The sequence below is a fragment of the Sphingomonas floccifaciens genome (assembly GCF_042681125.1).
Lineage (GTDB): Bacteria > Pseudomonadota > Alphaproteobacteria > Sphingomonadales > Sphingomonadaceae > Sphingomonas > Sphingomonas floccifaciens.
Window position 1 is genome coordinate 118912 of the sequence record NZ_JBHUFC010000003.1, and the last position, 17530, is coordinate 136441.

The following is a 17530-nucleotide window of genomic DNA, read 5'->3' on the forward strand; positions in this document are numbered from 1 at the left end:
CTTTTCAGCGTTCGCTAGATGTTCTAAAGGGGCGCGATGGCTTCCGTCGCGCCCCTTGACGTATCTACACCCGACGCCGTCGAGCGTCTCGTCGCCGCCGATGTCGCGCGGGGTGTGTGCCGGATGCTGTTGCGCCACGATATCGTCGCGATCGCGGAGGTCCCGCTGGATGGCGGGCGTCGCGCCGATTTGATGGCGATCGGGCCGAAGGGCGAACTGATCATCGTCGAGATCAAGGTGTCGCGCGCCGACCTGCTGGGCGATGGCAAATGGACCGACTATCTGCCGCACTGCGACCGTTTCTTCTGGGCGGTGCCGGCCGGGTTCAATGCATCGCCGCTGGAGGGCGAGGCATTCCTGCCCGAGCGGGCGGGGGTGATCGTCGCCGATCGCTACGACGCCGCGATCGTGCGCGAGGCGGCGGTGGTCGCGATGCCGGCGACCGCGCGACGCAAGTGCACGACGGCACTGGCGCGGCGTGCGGCGCGGCGGGTCATGGGACTGGTCGATCCCGAGGCTTTTGGGGCTTTCCCGCGCGGATAGCTGAGCACCGCTGTTTCGTATCCAGCCAACCAACCGGTGCTCCGGCGGAGGCCGGAGCGTCGGCATTCGTAGCGCTGACGACCGCCAACGCCCCGGCCTTCGCCGGAGCACGGCTATGGATCACGTCGAGGGTACGGGGTTCCCGCCAGCGTGAAAGCACTCAGAGTTTCGGCCCCGACACCGCCCGCGCGCTCGCCTTCGGTGCATCGGTCAGCAGCTTGGTCAACTGCGGCGAGCGAGCGTCCTGCTTCGCATAGTCGCGCGCGGTCATGCCGGCGACGCGGTCGGCCTGGTCGGGATTGGCGCCGGCCTTCAGCAGCTTGTCGGCCAGGTCGACGTTGCGCAGCTGCACCGCACGGATCAGCGGCGTTTCGCCCGACGTGTTGCCGAGGTTCACGTTCGCCTTGCGCGCCAGCAACGTCTCGACGCAGTCGTCGCAATTGGCGTTGATCGCGATCAGCAGCGGCGTGTTGCCGCGCGCGTCCTGCGCGTTGATCGCCGCCCCACGGCTCAGCAGGAAACGGATATAGGTCGCGTCGTTGCGCCGGGTGACGATGTGCAGCGCGGTGTCGCCGGTCGTCGTGTCCTTCGTATTGATGATCGTCGAGCCCGGCTTGTCGAGCATCTGCGTCACCTTCGTCCCGTCGGCGTCCTTCACCGCCTTCAGAAACTCATAGCTGTCAGACATGCGCTGGGCGGGTGCCGTCGCGGGCAGGGTGGCGACGGTCGCGGCGAGCAGCAGGGCGAGGGGACGGATCATCGGCAAGACGGGCCTTTGTCAGTGGCTTGGGGTTGCAGAGGATCGCCTATCAGATCATGGCTGGCCGCGCCATGAACAGCTTGAAGACAGCCGCGGCCGGCCTTGCTCTGGCGCTTGCCGCCTGCAACCCGCAGCCGATGGGGAAGCCGGCCGAGCCACCGTTGGCCGGCGCGCGGATCGGCGGGCCGTTCACGCTGGCCAACGGCGATGGCAAGACCGTCACCGACCGCGACTTTGCGGGCAAGTACCGGATCGTCTATTTCGGCTACACCTTTTGCCCCGACGTTTGCCCGGTCGACGTCCAGACGATCGGCGCGGGGTTGAAGGCGTTCGAGGCGCGCGACGCCGCGAAGGGCGCGAAGGTCTTGCCGATCTTCATCACCGTCGATCCCGAGCGCGACACCGCACCGGTCGTGAAGGCGTTCGCCGCCAATTTCCACCCGCGGATGGTCGGGCTGACGGGGACGCCGCAACAGGTCACGGCCATCGCCAAGGCATATGGCATCTTCTTCCAGAAGGGGAAGGTCGCGCCGGGCGGTGGCTATATGATGGATCATAGCCGGCAGGCCTATCTGATGGACCCGGACGGCAAGCCGCTCGCGCTGCTGCCGGTCGAGGGCGGCGCGGACAAGGTCGCCGACGAACTGCAACGCTGGGTGAAGTGAGCGAAGACCGTTTCTGGGAAACCACGCCGCTCGCGAAGCTCGACCGCGCGCAGTGGGAGGCGTTGTGCGACGGCTGCGGCAAATGCTGCCTGCACAAGCTGGAGGACGAGGACACTGGCGAGCTGATACCGACCAACGTCGCCTGCCGCCTGCTCGACCGGCGGATGGGCATGTGTTCGGATTACAAGCATCGCCACGCCTATGTCGCCGAATGCGTCCGCCTGACGCCGCGGCTGGTCGACGAGCTCGACTGGCTGCCGTCGACCTGCGCGTACCGACTGCGCGGGGAAGGGCGGACCTTGCCCGACTGGCATTATCTCGTCTGCGGCGACCGTGAGGCGGTGCATGCAGCCGGCGAGTCGACCCGCGGCTGGACAGTCAGCGAGGATGACGCCGGCGATCTCGAACATCATATGGTCGAGCGCGAATTGTGAGCGCCGCCCCCGACGTCGAGGTGGTGCGCCACCCGCGGGCGCGGCGGATGAAGCTGGCGTTCGATCCGGCAAGCGGTCGGGTGCGACTGGTGCTGCCGCAGCGTGCCAGATTGGCCGCTGGGCTGGCGTGGGTCGAGGAGCATCGCGGCTGGATCGCGGCGCAGCAGGCCAAGCTGCCTGAGGGACGACCGTTCGTGCCCGGCGCGACGATCCCGCTCGGCGGCGATGACGTCATGCTGGCATGGCATCCATCGGGGCCGCGTACGCCGCGGTTGGCCGATGGCGTGCTCAGCGCGGGCGGCCCGCGGGATGGCTTCGAGGCGCGGATCGCGCGCTGGCTGCGGCGCGAGGCGTTGCGCGTGCTGTCGGAGGAAACCGCGCATTATGCCGCGAAGGCAGGCGTCGGCGTCAGTGCGGTCGGCGTCGGCGATACCCGATCGCGCTGGGGCAGCTGCGCATCATCGGGTTCGATCCGCTACAGCTGGCGGCTAATCCTGGCGCCGGCCGACGTCCGGCGGGCGACCGTCGCGCATGAGGTCGCGCACCGCGTCCACATGAACCACTCGCCGGCCTTCCACGCGCTGGTCGCCGAGCTTTACGGTCGCGATCCGACGCCTGAGCGCCGCTGGCTGAAGACCAACGGCGCCACGCTTCACTGGTTCGGTCGCGGCGCGTCCTGATCGCGCTGCCCCGGCGGTAGCTGCCGGAAAGCGGGATCGCGCGGGCCATCGGGACGACGCTGCGGCGGCAGGTCGCGGGCGTCGCGAGCGTCGCGCGGGGGGGCTCGGCCCGTCACGCGATCGAGCCACTCCTCGTCCAGCCGCTGTTGCTCGGCATTCGGATCGCCGGTGTTCGGCGGCGGGGGTACGTCGTCGTCGCCGCGGGGCGCATCCGACTGCTGTTGCTCGGGCGGGACTGGATTGCCGTCGGCATCGACGAAGGCTCCCGCGTCGGCGTTGCCATAATAGGCCTCGTCATCGGGTTCGAGCTGCCAGTCGGGCAGGGTGACTTCGGTATCGAACTGCTCGACCGGACGGTTGGCGACGGCTTTGCGCATGAAGGCGGCGAAGGCGCGGGCCGGCGCAGTGCCGCCCTGCAGGCCGGGAATGGCCTTCGCATCGTCGCGACCCATCCACACGCCCGTAGTGATGCCGCTGGAGAAGCCAAGGAACCAGCCGTCCTTGTTCGAACTGGTCGTTCCCGTCTTGCCCGCGACCGGCCGGCCGATCTGCGCGGCGCGCGCGGTGCCGGTGTTGACTGCGGTCTGAAGTAGATCCGTCATCTGGGCAGCGACCTGCGGCGAGATGAGCACGCGGCTGGTGTCGACCTGATGCTGGTAGATGACCTGGTTGTTCGCGGTGACGCGGGTGATGCCATAGGGCGTCACCGCCACACCCTTTTGCGAGATGCTGGCGAACGCGCGGGTCATGTCGATCAGGCGGACGTCGCTGGTCCCCAGCACCATCGACGGCTGGGTGTTGATGGGTGTGGTGATGCCGAAGCGTTTGGCCATGTCGGCGACGGTGCCGAAGCCGACCTCCAGCCCGAGCTTCGCCGCGATCGTGTTGATCGAATAGGCAAAGGCGGTGCGCAGATCGATCGTGCCCGAGAAGCGCCGTGAGGAATTGCGGGGGCTCCAGCCCTCGATCGTCACGGGTTCGTCGACGACCTGGTCGTCCGGCTTGCGGCCCGCCTCCAGCGCGGCGAGATAGACGAACAGCTTGAATGCGGAGCCGGGCTGGCGCGTCGCCTGGGTCGCGCGGTTGTAGATCGAGGCGACATAATCCTTGCCGCCGACCATCGCGCGGACTTCGCCGCCGCGGTCGAGCGCGACGAGAGCCCCTTGCGCGCCGCCGGGCGTATTCGCGCGAATCGCGGCGTCGGCGGAGCGCTGCATGGACAGGTCCAGCGTCGTCCATACCTCCAGCGGCTCGACCGTCTCGTCGATCAGCATTTCCAGCTGCGGCAGCGCCCAGTCGGTGAAATAGCGCACCGAATTCTGCATCGGTTCGGGCGCGAGCTTGACCGCGCGGACGTCGTCGGGGCCGACTTCGGACGCGCCGGGCACGCCCTGCTGCTGCATCAGTCGCAATACGACACGTCCGCGGTCCACCGCCGCGGCGGCGTCGGCGGTCGGCGAATAGTTGCTCGGCGCCTTGACCAGCCCGGCGATGATCGCGGCTTCGGGCAGGGTCAGGTTGGTTGCGGGATGGCCGAAGAATTTACGGCTGGCAGCGTCGATACCGTAAGCACCGCCGCCGAAATACGCCTTGTTCAGATAGAGTTCGAGGATCTGGTCCTTGGTGAACTTGCGCTCGATCGCCAGCGCCAGAATGCCTTCGCGCACCTTGCGGCCGTAGGAGCGATTGCTGGTCAGAAAGACGTTGCGCGCCAACTGCTGCGTGATCGTCGACACGCCGGCGACGCGCTTGTCCCGCTGAAAGCTGACCTGGAGCCCGCGAGCAATGCCGACCGGATCGACGCCGATATGGCTGTAGAAGCGGCGATCCTCTACCGCGACCATCGCCTCGCGCATGGCGGAGGGGATCTGCGAATAGGGGATCCATTCGCCATAGCTCGGCCCCAGCGAGACGATGACGGTGCCGTCGGCGGCATGGACGCGGATCATCTGGCCGTTGGGCGATGATTTCAGCGTATCGAAGCTGGGGAGCGAGGACCGCGCGGTATAGACCGCGATGACCAGCGCGAGCGCCGCCATCACCGCCGTCGTCAGGCCGATAGCGACGGTCCATTTGAGAATGCGGCGCCAGCGAGACGTCTGCGGCTTGGGCGCGCTGCGCGAGCGGGTGCGGGGACGATTGGCCATTGTCTTCGTCCAAGCGATTACGCGCTTAGCGAAGGGTGAACAAGCGCCCCCAGGGCGGCAAAATTATCAGCTTTCGCGCGGGCGGAAGTCCAGGCTGACCGAATTGATGCAATAGCGCAGGCCCGTTGGCGGCGGGCCGTCGGGGAAGACATGGCCCTGATGCCCGTCGCACGCGGCGCAGCGCACCTCGACCCGGCGCATGCCGTGGCTGACGTCGCTGTGTTCGGTGACGGCATCCGGCGACATCGGCTGGGTGAAGCTGGGCCAGCCTGAGCCTGAGTCATATTTGTCGTCGCTGTCGAACAGCGGATTTGCGCAACCGGCGCAGCGGTAGACGCCGTCCGCTTTGTTATTGTCGTACTTGCCCGCGAACGCGCGTTCGGTGCCGGCTTCGCGCAGGACATGATATTGCTCGGGCGTGAGCTTGCGACGCCATTCGGCCTCGGACAGATTGACGTGCTCCATAGCTGGAGATGTGTGCGGCGGGTCGAGCTTCGTCAATGGCTTGGGTAACTAATCCGAGTCAGTCTTGCCACAAGCTGGGACACACCCGGCAGGGGCACCGCCCCCAACAGCAGGCGAATACCGAGCGGTCGGTCCGCCAGCGCACGGACGACACCAGCCGCAGCCAGGGGGCGGGCGGAGCGGGCGGCGAAGCGGCGCTGATAGCCGTCAGCCGAGCCGCCGGCCGCAATCATATCCGCTGCCATGACGCCACTTGCCAGCGCGATGCCAATCCCTTCGCCGGCGAGCGAGGGGATGACGGCGGCCTGGTCGCCGAGGCGATAGACATCGTCATGGGTCGTCGCGGTACGCCAGCCATAAGGGACGTTGGCGACGGCATCGACGGGCGCGGCAGAATCGAGCGTTGTGAGGCGATCGGCAAACAGCGGGCTCTCGGCGGCGAGGCTCCGGAGCAGATCATGGGCCGACCCCGCCTCGTGCAACCGCGACCGCGCGACGGCCATGCAGACGTTCGCAGCGCCGTCCTCCTGCACCGCGATCCCGGCATAGCCGCGGTCGAACAGGTGCAGCTCGATCGTATCACCGATCGCCGGCACGGCGGGCAGGCGGACGCGCAGGCCGAGGATCGGGTCGACAGCGGCGGGCGCGTCGCGCGGCGTTCCGCGCAGGTCGTGCTTGCCGGTCGCCAGCAGCACCGCATCGCCGGTCAGGTCGGCGCCATCGGCCAGGCGGGCGGTGCGACCGTCGAGCGCACGAATCGCGACGCCGCGCTCGATACCGACGCCAAGTGCGGCCGCGCGGTCGAGAAGCAACTGGTCGAGCCGCGCGCGCGACACGGCGCGGGCCGGGGCGGGGAGGGGGGCTTCGGCGATGCGATCCCCGACGCACAGGCGCAGGCGGGTGATCGTCGCCGGATTGAGCGCGTCCGCCGCGATACCCAGCCGCTCGACTGCCGCCAGCGTCCGCCAGCTGAGGAATCCGCCGCACAGGGCGTCGCCGACCTCGCGCGTGCGTTCCAGGATGGTCGCGCGGATGCCGTGACGGGCCAGCGCGATCGCGGCGGCGGCGCCGGCCGGCCCGCCGCCCAGGATCAGCGCCGGCGATCGACGCATAGCCGGAACGGAAAGACACGGCGGACGCGCGCATCGGCGATGCCTGCCTCGGCCAGGATCGGCGCCCACTCCGCCGGACGATAGCTGCGGGCGATCGAGAGGTGGCCGTCGTGGCGGACGATCGGATGCCAGCGGAAGGCGCGGGCGAGCCACGGCCAGGCGGCATAGGCGACGTGATGCCGATGCAGGTCGTTGACCAGCCAGCCGCGTGCCGCCTGCGCCTCCATGAAGCGCAGGAAAGCGAGCAACTGATCATGTGTCATGTGATGCGCGACCAGACTGGAGAGGATCACGTCCCATCCCTCGCCCGCCAGACCGGCATAGTCGCCGGTGCGATAGTCGACGGTCAGCTCGCCCGGCGTGTGGGCCCGCGCGGCGGGGGCGCTCGAAGGATTGAGGTCGATCCCGACCAGATCGACCATGATTTCGCGGCGCTTCCCCCAGCGCGCGATGCGGCGAAGCATGTCGCCGTCGCCATAGCCGACATCCAGGATGCGCAGCGAAGTTGCGCCGCGCGACACTTCGTCGAGGAAAGCCAGCGTCGGTCGGGCCGCGAGAGTGACAGCGTTGACCTGGGCGAGGTCGCCCAGCACCGCGGCATAGTCGGCGGCCGGCAGGTCGGGCGCGTCCATCCGCTCCTCGGCATGCGACCGGACCGCGAGCGTCATGCGCTGTGGAAACCCAGTCCCTCGGCGGCGAGGCCGGGACCGAAGGCGAGCGCGACGCCGCGCTCGACCCGCCGGGCGAACATCCGGGCGAGGACGAACATCAGCGTCGCCGACGACATGTTGCCATTGTCGTGCAGCACCGCGCGGGAATCTGCCAGCGCGTCGTCGGGCAGGTGCAGCGCATGGGCGACGGCATCGAGAATCGATCGTCCGCCGGCATGGACCGCCCAGCCGTCGATGGTCGCCGGATCGCGCCCGCCGGTCGCTGCTGCGGCGAAGACGGGATCGGCGAGGCCGGCGGCGATCCGGGCGGGTACTTCGCCCGACAGATGCATCGCGAAGCCGCGATCGGTGATGTCCCAGCGGATCAGCGCGTCCGATTCCGGTAGCGTCGTCGCGAATGGCGCGTCGAGGGCCAGCCCGCGCGGCTCGGCGGTGACGAGCGCGGCGGCGGCACCGTCGCCGAACTGGAGCATCGCCAGCAAAGGCTCGACGTCGTCGACCGCTTGCAAATGAAGAGTCGAAAGCTCGACCGTGACGACGAGGACGCGGGCGGTGGGTTCCGAGCGGACGATGTGGCGGGCACTGCGCAGCGCGGTCACCGCGGCGTAGCAGCCCATGAAGCCGATCAGCAGCCGCTCGACCGATGCGTCGACCCCCAGTGCGCGCGCGATCCGCTGGTCGATGCCGGGCGCGACGAAGCCGGTGCAACTGGCGACGACGAGGTGCGTGATGCCGTTCAGATCGGCGCGCTGCGACAGGTCGGCGATGGCGTCGAGCGCAAGGGCCGGGGCGGCGTCGGCATAGACGGTCATGCGCGCGGCAGTGCCGGGCAGCAGATCGTTGGCGTAGAAGCCCCCCGTGGCGACAGGCGACCCGCCGCCGTCCGTCTGCGGAAGGACCGACCAGCGATGCGCGATGCCCGAGCGCGCCGCCATGCGAGAGAAGACTGCGGCGGTCCGCGGGTCGGTCAGCCGCCGCGCGGCCCAGTCGATGAAGGCTTGGTGGATGTCATGATTCGGAACGGCGGTTCCGAACGCGGCGATGTGCGCGGTGGCTGGCGTACAATCAGTCCTTCCACGCCCACCAGAGCTGGGCCGGCGGGACGTTCCACCATTCCATGGCCTGGTCGATGCGTGCGAAATGGGGGGTGAGGAAATTCTTAACCCGCGGGTTGAACTGATAGACCAGGAACGCGCCGCCGGGGCGGATGACGCGGTGCGTCGCCTCGGCAATCGTCTCGCCAACACCCGGCGGCAGGGTCGAGAAGGGCAGGCCCGACAGGACGAAATCGGCCGAGGCCGCGCCGTGATCGGCGACGATCTGTTCGACGTCGGCGGCCGAACCGTGGACGGCCGAGAACCGGGAATCATGGACGCCGTCGCGCAGATAGCCGACGAAATCGGGATTGGTGTCGATCGCGATCAGCTGCGCATCGGGCGCCATGCGGTCGAGGATGTGACCGCAGAAGGTGCCGACACCGGGACCATATTCGACGAAGACCTTGCAGTTCGCCCAATCGACCGGGGCCAGCATGCGCGAGATCAGCCGGTCGGACGATGGCATGACCGACCCGACCATGACCGGGTGCTTCAGAAAACCGCGGAAGAACATGCCCCATGGCGAGGGCCGGCCGGCATGGCGCTTTCGTAAGCGCACCGCGCTCGTAGCCGATGAATTCATGGAAATCCCTGTAAGCAACCAGTCTTCGGGCAGCGTGCGTCGCAAGTTTGGCGCGAACATGCAAGCACATGCATAGCGTATCGAAGCGCGCGGAACGGGGAAAGGTTGCGCGGTCGCGGCCATCTGCGCCAAGTTCGCGGGACGATGCCGCGCCCCGTGCCCCTCGACCGCACCTTTGCCTTGATGTTTGCGGTGATGCTGGTGATCGCGGCGGGCAATACGGCGCTGCAATCGGTGCTGCCGGCGCTCGGTCGTTCACTGGACGTCGCCGACAGCGCAGTTGCCGCAGCGTTTTCGGTGTCCGCACTTGCCTGGGTCGTGTGTGCGCCGCTGTGGGCGAACCGATCGGACCGCCATGGCCGGCGGGCGATGGTGTTGCTGGGGATGGCCGGATTTACCGCCTCGCTGTCGGTGTGCGGGCTGTTCCTGCTGGCCGGAATCAACGGCTGGATCGGGGGTACGGCAGCGTTCGCGGCTTTCGTCGTCGGGCGGATGCTGTACGGCATCTTCGGCTCGGCCGCGCCGCCCGCGGTGCAGGCGATCGTCGCTGGGCGGACGTCGCGCGAGGAGCGCACGCGCGCGCTGGCGCTGCTTGCCTCGGCCTTCGGGCTGGGGACGATCCTGGGTCCGGCGGTCGCGCCATATCTCGTTCTCGGCCATATCGGCGCCGTCGAGATCGGATTGGCAGGCCCGGCGTTCGCCGCCGTGGCGATCGGGGCGGCGATGCTGGCGGCGGTCGCGGTGATGCTGCCACGCGACAGCCTGGGCGGGCATGGCGCGGCATCGGCCTATCCCTCGATCGGCGGGCAACCCACGGGAGCGAGCGTCACCGCCGCCACCAGCGCGCCCGGCGAGCGGGTCGGCTATTTCGACCCGCGCATCCGGGTGTGGGTGATCGTCGGTCTCATTATGGGACATGCCCAGGCGATGACGGGGCAGGCGATCGGCTTTCTCGTCATCGACCGGCTTGGCTTGCCACCGATCGAGGCGCTGCAACCGACCGGGCTGGTGTTGATGATGGGCGCCGGCGCTGCGCTGCTTGTGCAGTGGGGGCTGATCCCGCTGCTCGACCTGCGCCCGCGCGCGCTGGTAACGATTGGTCTGGTCGTCGCGGCAATCGGCTGTGTCGCGACGGGGACGGCGACGTCGCTCTATGGCATCGCGACGGGCTATGCGCTGGCGGCGATGGGGTTCGGGTTCGTCCGGCCGGGCTACACCGCAGGGTCGTCGCTGGCGGTGGGGGCGGAGGCGCAAGGGTCGGTCGCGGGAAAGATCACCTCGGTCAACGGCGCGTCGTTCGTGCTCGGGCCATCGATCGGCGTCGGGCTGTACGAACTCTGGCGGCCGCTGCCCTATCTTGCCGCAGCGGCCGCCCTCGTCCTGCTCTTCGCCTATGCTATCGTCAGTCTGCGCCCTTCGGTCCGCGCCCTTTAAGCGTGCCGGGCGCGATGAAGCCGAGCGGCTGGATCGCCACAGCATCCTGCTTCAGCCGAGCCGACATCGCGCGATAATCCTCCTCCATCTCCGGGGTGACCGAGGCCCGCGATTCGGACAGCGCCTTGTCGAAATCCGCCATCGTCACATGCGCCGCCGACAGCGATCGGCGGATCGCGATCAGGCCGGCGCGGCGGACGACGTCCTCCAGGTCGGCGCCGGTGAAGTGATCGGTCCGCCGCGCGACTTCACTCAGGTCGACGTCCGGATCGAGCGGCATCTTGGTCGTCTGGATGCGCAGGATCCGCTCGCGCCCGGCGGCATCGGGTACGCCGACGTAGATCAGCTCGTCGAACCGGCCCGGGCGCAACAGCGCGGGGTCGATCAGGTTCGGGCGGTTGGTCGCGCCAATCAGCACGACCGATTGCAGTTCCTCCAGCCCGTCCATCTCGGCCAGTATCGTATTGACGACCCGCTCAGTCACCTGCGGCTCACCCAGCCCGCCGCCCCGCGCGGGGACCAACGAATCGAGCTCGTCGATGAAGACGATGCACGGGGCGACCTGACGCGCGCGGGCGAACAGGCGCGCGATCTGCTGCTCGCTCTCGCCATACCATTTGCTCAGCAGGTCGGACGATTTGGCGGCGATGAAGTTCGCCTCCGCCTCGCGCGCGACCGCTTTCGCCAACAGCGTCTTGCCGGTGCCGGGCGGGCCGTAGAGCAGGAAGCCCTTGGCGGGACGGATACCGAGCCGGCGGAAGGCGTCGGGATCCTTCAGTGGCAGCTCGACGCCTTCCTTCAGCTTCTCCTGCGCGTCGTCGAGGCCGCCGACATCGTCCCAACGGACGGTCGGAGCCTGGACCATCACTTCACGCATCGCAGACGGCTGGACGCGCTTCAGCGCCTCCATAAAATCGTCGCGGCTGACCGACAGCGTGTCGAGCACATCGGCTGGAATGCTGCGATCCTCCAGATTGAGGCGCGGCATGATGCGGCGCACCGCCTCGATCGCCGCCTCGCGGACCAGCGCGGCCATGTCCGCGCCGACGAAGCCGTGCGTCGTGCGTGCCAGCTCGTCCAGATCTACGCCCTCGCCCAGCGGCATGCCGCGGGTGTGGATGCCGAGGATCTCGCGGCGCCCGCGTTGGTCCGGCACGCCGATGACGATCTCGCGATCGAACCGGCCTGGGCGGCGCAGCGCCTCGTCGATCGCTTCCGGGCGATTCGTCGCGGCGATGATGACGATGTTGGCGCGCGCCTCCAGCCCGTCCATCACGGTCAGCAGCTGCGCGACGAGCCGCTTTTCCGCCTCGCCCTGCACGCGATCCCGCTTCGGCGCGATCGAATCGATCTCGTCGATGAAGACGATGGAGGGGGCGTTGGCCGCCGCTTCCTCGAACACCTCGCGCAGCTTCTTTTCCGATTCGCCATAGGCCGAACCCATGATCTCGGGTCCGTTGATCAGGAAGAAGTTCGCATCCGATTCGTTGGCGACCGCACGCGCAAGGCGGGTCTTGCCGGTGCCGGGCGGCCCGTGGAGCAGCACGCCCTTGGGCGGATCAACGCCCAGCCGCTGGAACAGTTCGGGATAGCGCAGGGGAAGCTCGACCATCTCGCGCAGCTGGTCGATCGTGGAGGCCATGCCGCCCAGGTCGTCATAGGTCACGTCGGCGCGCCGCGACTCCTTGGGCTCCTCATAATCGGCGCGCAGCTCGATCTCGGTATTCTCGTCGACATGGACGATGCCCTTGGGCGTGGTCGACACCACGCCCATGCGGATTTCCTGAAGCGCATAGGCCGGAGCATTGAGCATCTGCGCGATGTTCGGCGGCAAATCGCCGCCCGCCACGCGCTGCTGGCCGACCGTCGCGACCGTGTCGCCGGCGCACAGCGGCCGGCCGATAAAGCTGCGCTTCAACGCGGCGGGGTGGCCCTGGAGCCGGACATTCTTGGCGGCGGGTGCGAAGACGACGCGGGTCGCGGGTTTCGATTCGCCCCTGCGAACTTCCACGAAATCACCCGATCCGACGCCGGCATTGGCGCGTTGCAGACCGTCGATGCGCAGAATCTCTAGCCCCTCGTCCTCGGCATAGGGCAGGACGGCGCGGGCGGGCGTGGTGCGCTTGCCGACGATCTCGATCACGTCGCCCTGCGCAATGCCCAGAGCCGCCATCAGCGAGCGCGGGATATGCGCCAGGCCCCGGCCCGAATCCTCCGGTCGCGCATTGGCCACCTGCAACTTGCGGGTCGGTGCGTCGTCGTCGGCCATGCGGCCCCTCCCAGTCTTCGCGTGAATGTCCGAAAGCGCGCGAGATAGGAAGCCGGTTCCGGCTGGGCGAGAGGCGCGGTCACATCAGTGTCGCGAAGCGGCGCTACGCCAGCATACGCCGCTGATTCGATGGCCAAAAAAAAGGCCGATCCCTTGGGACCGGCCGGAAAGTTTTAGGAGAGGATGCCTGAAAGGCCTGCTCTATGTGCGCCGCAGCACGTCATTGTGCAAGTGCGAAAGAAACCGTTTGAAGTGCAATTTTTGCAACTGCGGCAACGTTTGCAATTGCAGTTTTGACAGGAGTTCCCTCGCAATGCACTATTCCGCACATGCGTAGGCTACCGCCCCTGACCGCGATCGAGGCGTTCGTTCAGGTCGCACGCCTTGGGTCGATCAAGGCGGCGGCGGAGGAACTGGCGTTATCTTCGCCCGCGCTCAGCCGGCGCGTGCAGGCGCTTGAACGTTTCGTTGGCAAGCCGTTGTTCGAACGCCGGCATCAGGCGCTGAAACTCAATCCCGATGGCGAACGGCTGCTCCAGGGCATCGCGCCCGCGCTCGACACCATGTCCGACGCGGTCGAGGCGATGACAAGTGGCGTCGAGCTGTTGCGCCTGCGTCTTGGCGTTTTGCCTCTGTTTGCGACGCAGCGGCTGTTGCCGCGGCTGGGCGAGTTGAAGCGGCGGCATCCCGAGCTTCACTTGGACGTCGATACGGGCGGACATGGTACGACGCGGCTGGGTGACGGACTGGATGCGGCGATCGTCATCGCGCGCGAGATCGACCCGCTGCTCTACGCGCGGCGGCTCGACCGGAACCGCGTCTATGTCATCGGCCATCGCTCGCTGCTCGAAGGGGCCAATCCGGTCATCGATCCGATGCAGATGAGTCGGCTGACCGTCCTGCTCCACCGCGACATGCCCGAGACGTTCAGCGAATGGCGCGCGGCGGCAGGCTATCCGGGACTGGAGCCGCTTGCGTTCGACTATTTCGATTCGGGCTCACTGATGCTGGAGGCCGCCGCGCAGGGGCTGGGCGTCGCCTTCATGCTCGAATCGCACTATGAGGCCGCACACGACAGCCGGCTGGTGAAGCTGTTCGGGATCACCGTGGAAAGCGACTACAGCTACTGGTTCGCGTGCCGCCCGCGGGCGTTGCAGACGCGGCCGGTCAGGCTGTTCCACGATTGGTTGGTGGAGACGGTGGCGGCAGATTAGCGCTGCTAGAGGCGGGAGCGATCAGCTTTGTTCAGCCCCGTTCGCCCTGAGCGAAGTCGAAGGGCAGCCTTCCACAAGGTGCTTCGACGTCGCTCAGCACGAACGGTGGAACAAAGCCGATCGAAACCGACTCTAGCGCTGCTAATCGCCGTCGCGCCCAGCACCGCGGCACTTCTCCGCCCCCACGAAAAACGGCGTGGCAAAGCCACGCCGTCGTCGGCCGTTGCTACGCACGCCGGCCGGCACGGGATGCCGAGCCGGCGATCAACTGCGTTACTCGCCTGCAACCCGTGCCGACACGATCTTGCCCGGCTTCGCTGGCGGCTCGCCCTTGGGCAGCGCATCGACCGCGTCCATGCCGTCGACCACTTCGCCCCACACAGTGTACTGACCGTCGAGGAAGGTCGCATCGTCCAGGCAGATGAAGAACTGCGAATTAGCGCTGTTCGGGTCCATGGTGCGCGCCATCGAACAGACGCCGCGGACGTGCGGTTCGCGGCTGAATTCCGCCTTCAGATCGGGCAGCTTCGAGCCGCCGGTGCCGCGGCCGGTCGGGTCGCCGCCCTGAGCCATGAAGCCATCGATGACGCGGTGGAAGACCACGCCGTCATAGAAGCCGTCGTTGGCAAGCTGGGTGATCCGCTCGACATGGCCGGGAGCCAGATCAGGGCGCAGGCGGATCTTCACTTCGCCGGTATCGAGCGTCATCGTCAGGGTATCGGCCACGGGGAACTCCCAAAATGGTGGATTTGGGGCTTTCCTAGGCGTCTCGCCGGTCGGTGGCAAACGCGGAGACGGTCCGGTCCGGGCGATTTCCGCTGACAAACGCCGTCCGGCAAGGGTAAGCGCACGCTGATCCAGGATTGCGTCGGTCAGGAGGGCGGGATGAGCGACACCGAACTTGACCAGATGACGGCCGAAGATGCCGGGGAGCTGGACGAGGACGACCGGCTGAAGCCCGAATTCGTCCGCGCGGTGCTCGACGCGGTTGAGGTTGGCGACGTCGAGCGCGCGCGCGAACTCGTCGAGCCGCTGCACCCGGCCGACATCGCCGACCTGTTCGAGCTGACCGGGCACGAGAACCGCCCGCGCCTGGCCCATGCGCTCCACGATCTCGTCGACGCCGACGTGTTTGCGGAGATGAACGATTACGTCCGCGAGGACCTGATCGACGCGCTGGAGCCGCAGGAGGTCGCCGAACTGGCGGCCGAGCTGGACACCGACGACGCGGTCGCGATCATCGAGGATCTCGACGCCGACGACCAGCGCGAAGTGCTCCGCGCGATGGAGCCCGACGATCGCGCCGCGATCGAGGAGGCGTTGAGCTATCCGGAGGAATCCGCCGGCCGCCTGATGCAGCGCGAGCTGATCGCGGTTCCCGAGCATTGGACGGTCGGCGACGCGATCGACTATCTGCGGCGCAACGACGACCTGACGACCGACTTTTGGGAAATCTTCGTCGTCGACCAGCGGCACAAGCCGATCGGCACGCTGCAGCTGTCATGGCTGCTGCGCACCCCGCGCGGCATCGCCATCGCCGACGTCATGAAGCGCGAACAGACGCTGATCCCGGTCGACATGGATCAGGAAGAGGTCGCGCTGCGCTTCCAGAAATATGCGCTGATCTCCGCCGCAGTAGTGGACACCAGCGGGCGGCTGGTCGGCATGATTACCGTCGACGACATCGTCCACATCGTCCAGGCCGAGGCGGGCGAGGACGCGCTATTGCTGTCGGGCGCAGGCGACGGCGACATCAACGAGCCGATCCGCTCGACGGTCCGCACGCGCCTGACGTGGCTGCTCATCAACCTGCCGACCGCGATGATCGCGGCGACCATCGTCGGGCTGTTCGACGAGCGGATCGCGAAGTTCGCGGTGCTCGCCCAGCTGATGGGCATCGTCAGCGGCATGGGGGGCAACGCCGGGACGCAGACGCTGGCCGTCGTTGTCCGCGCGATCGCGACCAATCAGCTGACCAGCTCCAACACGGCCCGCATGATCTTCCGCGAATTGCGCATCGCCGCGAGCAACGGGACGGCGCTGGGGTTGCTGGTGGGAGCGGGGGCCTATGTCTGGTTCGGGAATTCCAGTCTCGCGATCGTCTTTGGCCTCGCGCTGTTCATCAACAACATCGTCGCCGGGTTGGCGGGCGTGCTGGTGCCGGTGACGCTCGACCGGATGGACGTCGACCCCGCGGTCGCCTCATCGGTGTTCGTGACGACCTGTACCGATTCGCTGGGCTTCTTCACCTTCCTCGGCCTTGCCGCCTTGTGGGGGCTGGGGGGCTGACCCACATCGGGGCGGCATGCCGCTCCATCTGACCAAGGTCGCCTTCGGACATGATTCCCTGCCGTCGCTGGAAGAGCGCGCGCGCTTGCGTGCGGCGGAAGGCACCGGCCTGCTGCTGACGACGCGCTACCTGCCCAAGCGGCATGAGGAGATCGTCGGGCAGGGATCGCTTTACTGGATCATCAAGCATCAGCTGGTCGCACGCTCGCCGATCGTCGGTTTCGGCGAAGCGGACGGCGGGCGGATCGCGATCCTGTTGGGGACGGAACTGATCCCGGTCCAGCCGCGGGGCAAGCGCGCGCATCAGGGCTGGCGCTATCTGGAGGATGCGGACGCGCCGGCCGATCTGGGCGGCGGGGTGGAGGGACTGGCGGTGATGCCGGCGGCGTTGATCGGAAAGCTGAGCGATCTGGCGCTTATCTAGCCAACGTCATCCTGACGAAAGTCAGGATCCGGGGCCATGAAGCATGGCGTGTGCGAGGTAACCCTGGATTCCGGCTTTCGCCGGAATGACGAACTATGGCAGTTTGCGTGCTTGCTGACTGAAAGGATGACGATGTTCGCTTGCTTGATCGCCGCCCTTTTGCAGGCGACGCCTGCTGCTCCCGCAGCAACGCTACCCCCGGCCCCGACCCCCGCGACGGTCAAGGTCGTCATGACCACCACCGCTGGCCCGATCACGATCGCGCTCGAAAAGGATCGCGCGCCGGTCACGACCGCCAATTTCCTGCGATATGTCGACGCCAAGCGGCTGGACAACATCACCTTCTACCGATCGATGAAGCTGCCGTGGAACGCCGGGCTGATCCAGGCCGGGCAGCGTGACATGGCCAAGCGTTATCCGGGGATCGCGCATGAGCCGACGTCGAAGACCGGGCTGACCCACACCGATGGCGCGATCTCGATGGCGCGGCTGGCGCCAGGGACGGCGACGGCGGATTTCTCTATCGTCGTCGGCGATATGACCGGGCTGGATGCCAAGGCCGACGACCCTGGTTTCGCGGTGTTCGGCCGCGTGGTCGAGGGGATGGATGTGGTGAAGACGATTTGGAATTCGCCACGCTCGCCGACCAAAGGCGAGGGGGTGATGAAGGGCGAGATGCTCGAGCCGCCGGTCAAGGTGCTGACCGTGCGCCGGGTGGCCCCTTAAATCGCCCCTCCCTTGCC

At 67.6% G+C, this 17530-nt stretch carries 17 protein-coding genes and 1 pseudogene; 9 read left to right on the plus strand and 9 right to left on the minus strand.

Annotation, left to right across the window (positions count from 1 at the left end; translation table 11 throughout):
* Window positions 1-36: 36 nt before the first annotated feature.
* A complete protein-coding gene (locus ACFSC3_RS07535) occupies window positions 37-543 on the plus strand; it encodes an MmcB family DNA repair protein (RefSeq protein ID WP_380939800.1) in 507 nt (168 codons plus the stop codon).
* Between the two features lie 160 nt (window positions 544-703).
* On the opposite strand, the gene ACFSC3_RS07540 is transcribed toward ACFSC3_RS07535, so the two are convergent.
* Window positions 704-1303, minus strand: a complete 600-nt coding sequence (locus ACFSC3_RS07540) for an ankyrin repeat domain-containing protein (protein ID WP_380939801.1) — start codon at window positions 1301-1303, stop codon at window positions 704-706.
* Between the two features lie 56 nt (window positions 1304-1359).
* On the opposite strand from ACFSC3_RS07540, the gene ACFSC3_RS07545 reads away from it, so the two are divergent.
* The 3 genes from ACFSC3_RS07545 to ACFSC3_RS07555 are packed head-to-tail and all read left to right on the plus strand — an operon-like array spanning window position 1360 to window position 3082.
* A complete protein-coding gene (locus ACFSC3_RS07545) occupies window positions 1360-1968 on the plus strand; it encodes an SCO family protein (RefSeq protein ID WP_380939802.1) in 609 nt (202 codons plus the stop codon).
* Window positions 1956-2402 carry a YcgN family cysteine cluster protein gene (locus ACFSC3_RS07550; RefSeq protein WP_380940883.1) on the plus strand — a complete coding sequence of 149 codons (447 nt, stop codon included), beginning with the start codon at window positions 1956-1958 and terminating at the stop codon, window positions 2400-2402. The genes ACFSC3_RS07545 and ACFSC3_RS07550 overlap by 13 nt, the downstream gene beginning before the upstream one ends.
* 47 nt (window positions 2403-2449) lie before the next feature.
* Window positions 2450-3082: a M48 family metallopeptidase gene (locus tag ACFSC3_RS07555; protein WP_380940884.1), complete on the plus strand. Its 633-nt coding sequence runs from the start codon at window positions 2450-2452 to the stop codon at window positions 3080-3082.
* On the opposite strand, the gene ACFSC3_RS07560 is transcribed toward ACFSC3_RS07555, so the two are convergent.
* The 6 genes and pseudogenes from ACFSC3_RS07560 to ACFSC3_RS07585 all read right to left on the minus strand — a co-directional run bounded on the left by ACFSC3_RS07560 (window position 3055) and on the right by ACFSC3_RS07585 (window position 9157).
* Entirely contained in the window at window positions 3055-5229 is a 2175-nt protein-coding gene (locus ACFSC3_RS07560; protein WP_380939803.1) for a transglycosylase domain-containing protein, read from the minus strand. The two genes, ACFSC3_RS07555 and ACFSC3_RS07560, sit on opposite strands and share 28 nt — an antisense overlap.
* Window positions 5230-5295: 66 nt before the next feature.
* Window positions 5296-5694 carry a peptide-methionine (R)-S-oxide reductase MsrB gene (gene msrB, locus ACFSC3_RS07565; protein ID WP_380939804.1) on the minus strand — a complete coding sequence of 133 codons (399 nt, stop codon included), beginning with the start codon at window positions 5692-5694 and terminating at the stop codon, window positions 5296-5298.
* A 32-nt stretch (window positions 5695-5726) separates the two neighbouring features.
* Complete coding sequence (locus ACFSC3_RS07570; RefSeq protein WP_380939805.1) at window positions 5727-6806, minus strand: NAD(P)/FAD-dependent oxidoreductase; 1080 nt, start codon at window positions 6804-6806, stop codon at window positions 5727-5729.
* Entirely contained in the window at window positions 6785-7474 is a 690-nt protein-coding gene (locus ACFSC3_RS07575; protein WP_380939806.1) for a methyltransferase domain-containing protein, read from the minus strand. The genes ACFSC3_RS07570 and ACFSC3_RS07575 overlap by 22 nt, the downstream gene beginning before the upstream one ends.
* Window positions 7471-8532: pseudogene (locus ACFSC3_RS07580) on the minus strand (type III polyketide synthase); the annotation flags it as partial. The pseudogene ACFSC3_RS07580 and the gene ACFSC3_RS07575, both read right to left, overlap by 4 nt.
* A 10-nt stretch (window positions 8533-8542) precedes the next feature.
* Window positions 8543-9157, minus strand: a complete 615-nt coding sequence (locus ACFSC3_RS07585; protein ID WP_380939807.1) for a class I SAM-dependent methyltransferase — start codon at window positions 9155-9157, stop codon at window positions 8543-8545.
* 144 nt (window positions 9158-9301) lie between these two features.
* Here ACFSC3_RS07585 and ACFSC3_RS07590 point away from each other — a divergent pair, with 144 nt between their 5' ends.
* Window positions 9302-10591, plus strand: a complete 1290-nt coding sequence (locus tag ACFSC3_RS07590) for an MFS transporter (protein ID WP_380939808.1) — start codon at window positions 9302-9304, stop codon at window positions 10589-10591.
* On the opposite strand, the gene ACFSC3_RS07595 is transcribed toward ACFSC3_RS07590, so the two are convergent.
* On the minus strand, window positions 10560-12860 hold the full coding sequence (locus ACFSC3_RS07595) for a CDC48 family AAA ATPase (RefSeq protein WP_380939809.1): 2301 nt from the start codon (window positions 12858-12860) through the stop codon (window positions 10560-10562). The two genes, ACFSC3_RS07590 and ACFSC3_RS07595, sit on opposite strands and share 32 nt — an antisense overlap.
* 329 nt (window positions 12861-13189) lie before the next feature.
* Here ACFSC3_RS07595 and ACFSC3_RS07600 point away from each other — a divergent pair, with 329 nt between their 5' ends.
* On the plus strand, window positions 13190-14074 hold the full coding sequence (locus tag ACFSC3_RS07600) for a LysR substrate-binding domain-containing protein (RefSeq protein ID WP_380939810.1): 885 nt from the start codon (window positions 13190-13192) through the stop codon (window positions 14072-14074).
* Window positions 14075-14347: 273 nt separating this feature from the next.
* Here the strand turns inward: ACFSC3_RS07600 and ACFSC3_RS07605 are convergent, their stop codons facing one another.
* Window positions 14348-14782, minus strand: coding sequence for a peptidylprolyl isomerase (locus ACFSC3_RS07605; protein ID WP_380940885.1), 435 nt, complete (start codon window positions 14780-14782; stop codon window positions 14348-14350).
* Window positions 14783-14959: 177 nt separating this feature from the next.
* Here ACFSC3_RS07605 and mgtE point away from each other — a divergent pair, with 177 nt between their 5' ends.
* The 3 genes from mgtE to ACFSC3_RS07620 all read left to right on the plus strand — a co-directional run bounded on the left by mgtE (window position 14960) and on the right by ACFSC3_RS07620 (window position 17513).
* Window positions 14960-16363, plus strand: a complete 1404-nt coding sequence (gene mgtE / locus ACFSC3_RS07610) for a magnesium transporter (RefSeq protein ID WP_380939811.1) — start codon at window positions 14960-14962, stop codon at window positions 16361-16363.
* Window positions 16364-16379: 16 nt separating this feature from the next.
* On the plus strand, window positions 16380-16787 hold the full coding sequence (locus ACFSC3_RS07615; protein ID WP_380939812.1) for a DUF1489 family protein: 408 nt from the start codon (window positions 16380-16382) through the stop codon (window positions 16785-16787).
* A 231-nt stretch (window positions 16788-17018) separates the two neighbouring features.
* Window positions 17019-17513, plus strand: a complete 495-nt coding sequence (locus tag ACFSC3_RS07620; protein ID WP_380939813.1) for a peptidylprolyl isomerase — start codon at window positions 17019-17021, stop codon at window positions 17511-17513.
* The last annotated feature ends 17 nt before the right edge of the window (window positions 17514-17530 follow it).

Coding starts and splice junctions, on each gene's coding strand:
- msrB (WP_380939804.1), bottom strand. CDS start 5,694: ATGGAGCACGTCAATCTGTCCGAGGCCGAATGGCGTCGCAAGCTCACG.
- ACFSC3_RS07560 (WP_380939803.1), bottom strand. CDS start 5,229: ATGGCCAATCGTCCCCGCACCCGCTCGCGCAGCGCGCCCAAGCCGCAG.
- ACFSC3_RS07545 (WP_380939802.1), top strand. CDS start 1,360: ATGGCTGGCCGCGCCATGAACAGCTTGAAGACAGCCGCGGCCGGCCTT.
- ACFSC3_RS07535 (WP_380939800.1), top strand. CDS start 37: ATGGCTTCCGTCGCGCCCCTTGACGTATCTACACCCGACGCCGTCGAG.
- ACFSC3_RS07600 (WP_380939810.1), top strand. CDS start 13,190: ATGCGTAGGCTACCGCCCCTGACCGCGATCGAGGCGTTCGTTCAGGTC.
- ACFSC3_RS07615 (WP_380939812.1), top strand. CDS start 16,380: ATGCCGCTCCATCTGACCAAGGTCGCCTTCGGACATGATTCCCTGCCG.
- ACFSC3_RS07585 (WP_380939807.1), bottom strand. CDS start 9,157: ATGAATTCATCGGCTACGAGCGCGGTGCGCTTACGAAAGCGCCATGCC.
- ACFSC3_RS07620 (WP_380939813.1), top strand. CDS start 17,019: ATGACCACCACCGCTGGCCCGATCACGATCGCGCTCGAAAAGGATCGC.
- mgtE (WP_380939811.1), top strand. CDS start 14,960: ATGAGCGACACCGAACTTGACCAGATGACGGCCGAAGATGCCGGGGAG.
- ACFSC3_RS07605 (WP_380940885.1), bottom strand. CDS start 14,782: ATGACGCTCGATACCGGCGAAGTGAAGATCCGCCTGCGCCCTGATCTG.
- ACFSC3_RS07575 (WP_380939806.1), bottom strand. CDS start 7,474: ATGACGCTCGCGGTCCGGTCGCATGCCGAGGAGCGGATGGACGCGCCC.
- ACFSC3_RS07595 (WP_380939809.1), bottom strand. CDS start 12,860: ATGGCCGACGACGACGCACCGACCCGCAAGTTGCAGGTGGCCAATGCG.
- ACFSC3_RS07590 (WP_380939808.1), top strand. CDS start 9,302: ATGCCGCGCCCCGTGCCCCTCGACCGCACCTTTGCCTTGATGTTTGCG.
- ACFSC3_RS07570 (WP_380939805.1), bottom strand. CDS start 6,806: ATGCGTCGATCGCCGGCGCTGATCCTGGGCGGCGGGCCGGCCGGCGCC.
- ACFSC3_RS07540 (WP_380939801.1), bottom strand. CDS start 1,303: ATGATCCGTCCCCTCGCCCTGCTGCTCGCCGCGACCGTCGCCACCCTG.
- ACFSC3_RS07555 (WP_380940884.1), top strand. CDS start 2,450: ATGAAGCTGGCGTTCGATCCGGCAAGCGGTCGGGTGCGACTGGTGCTG.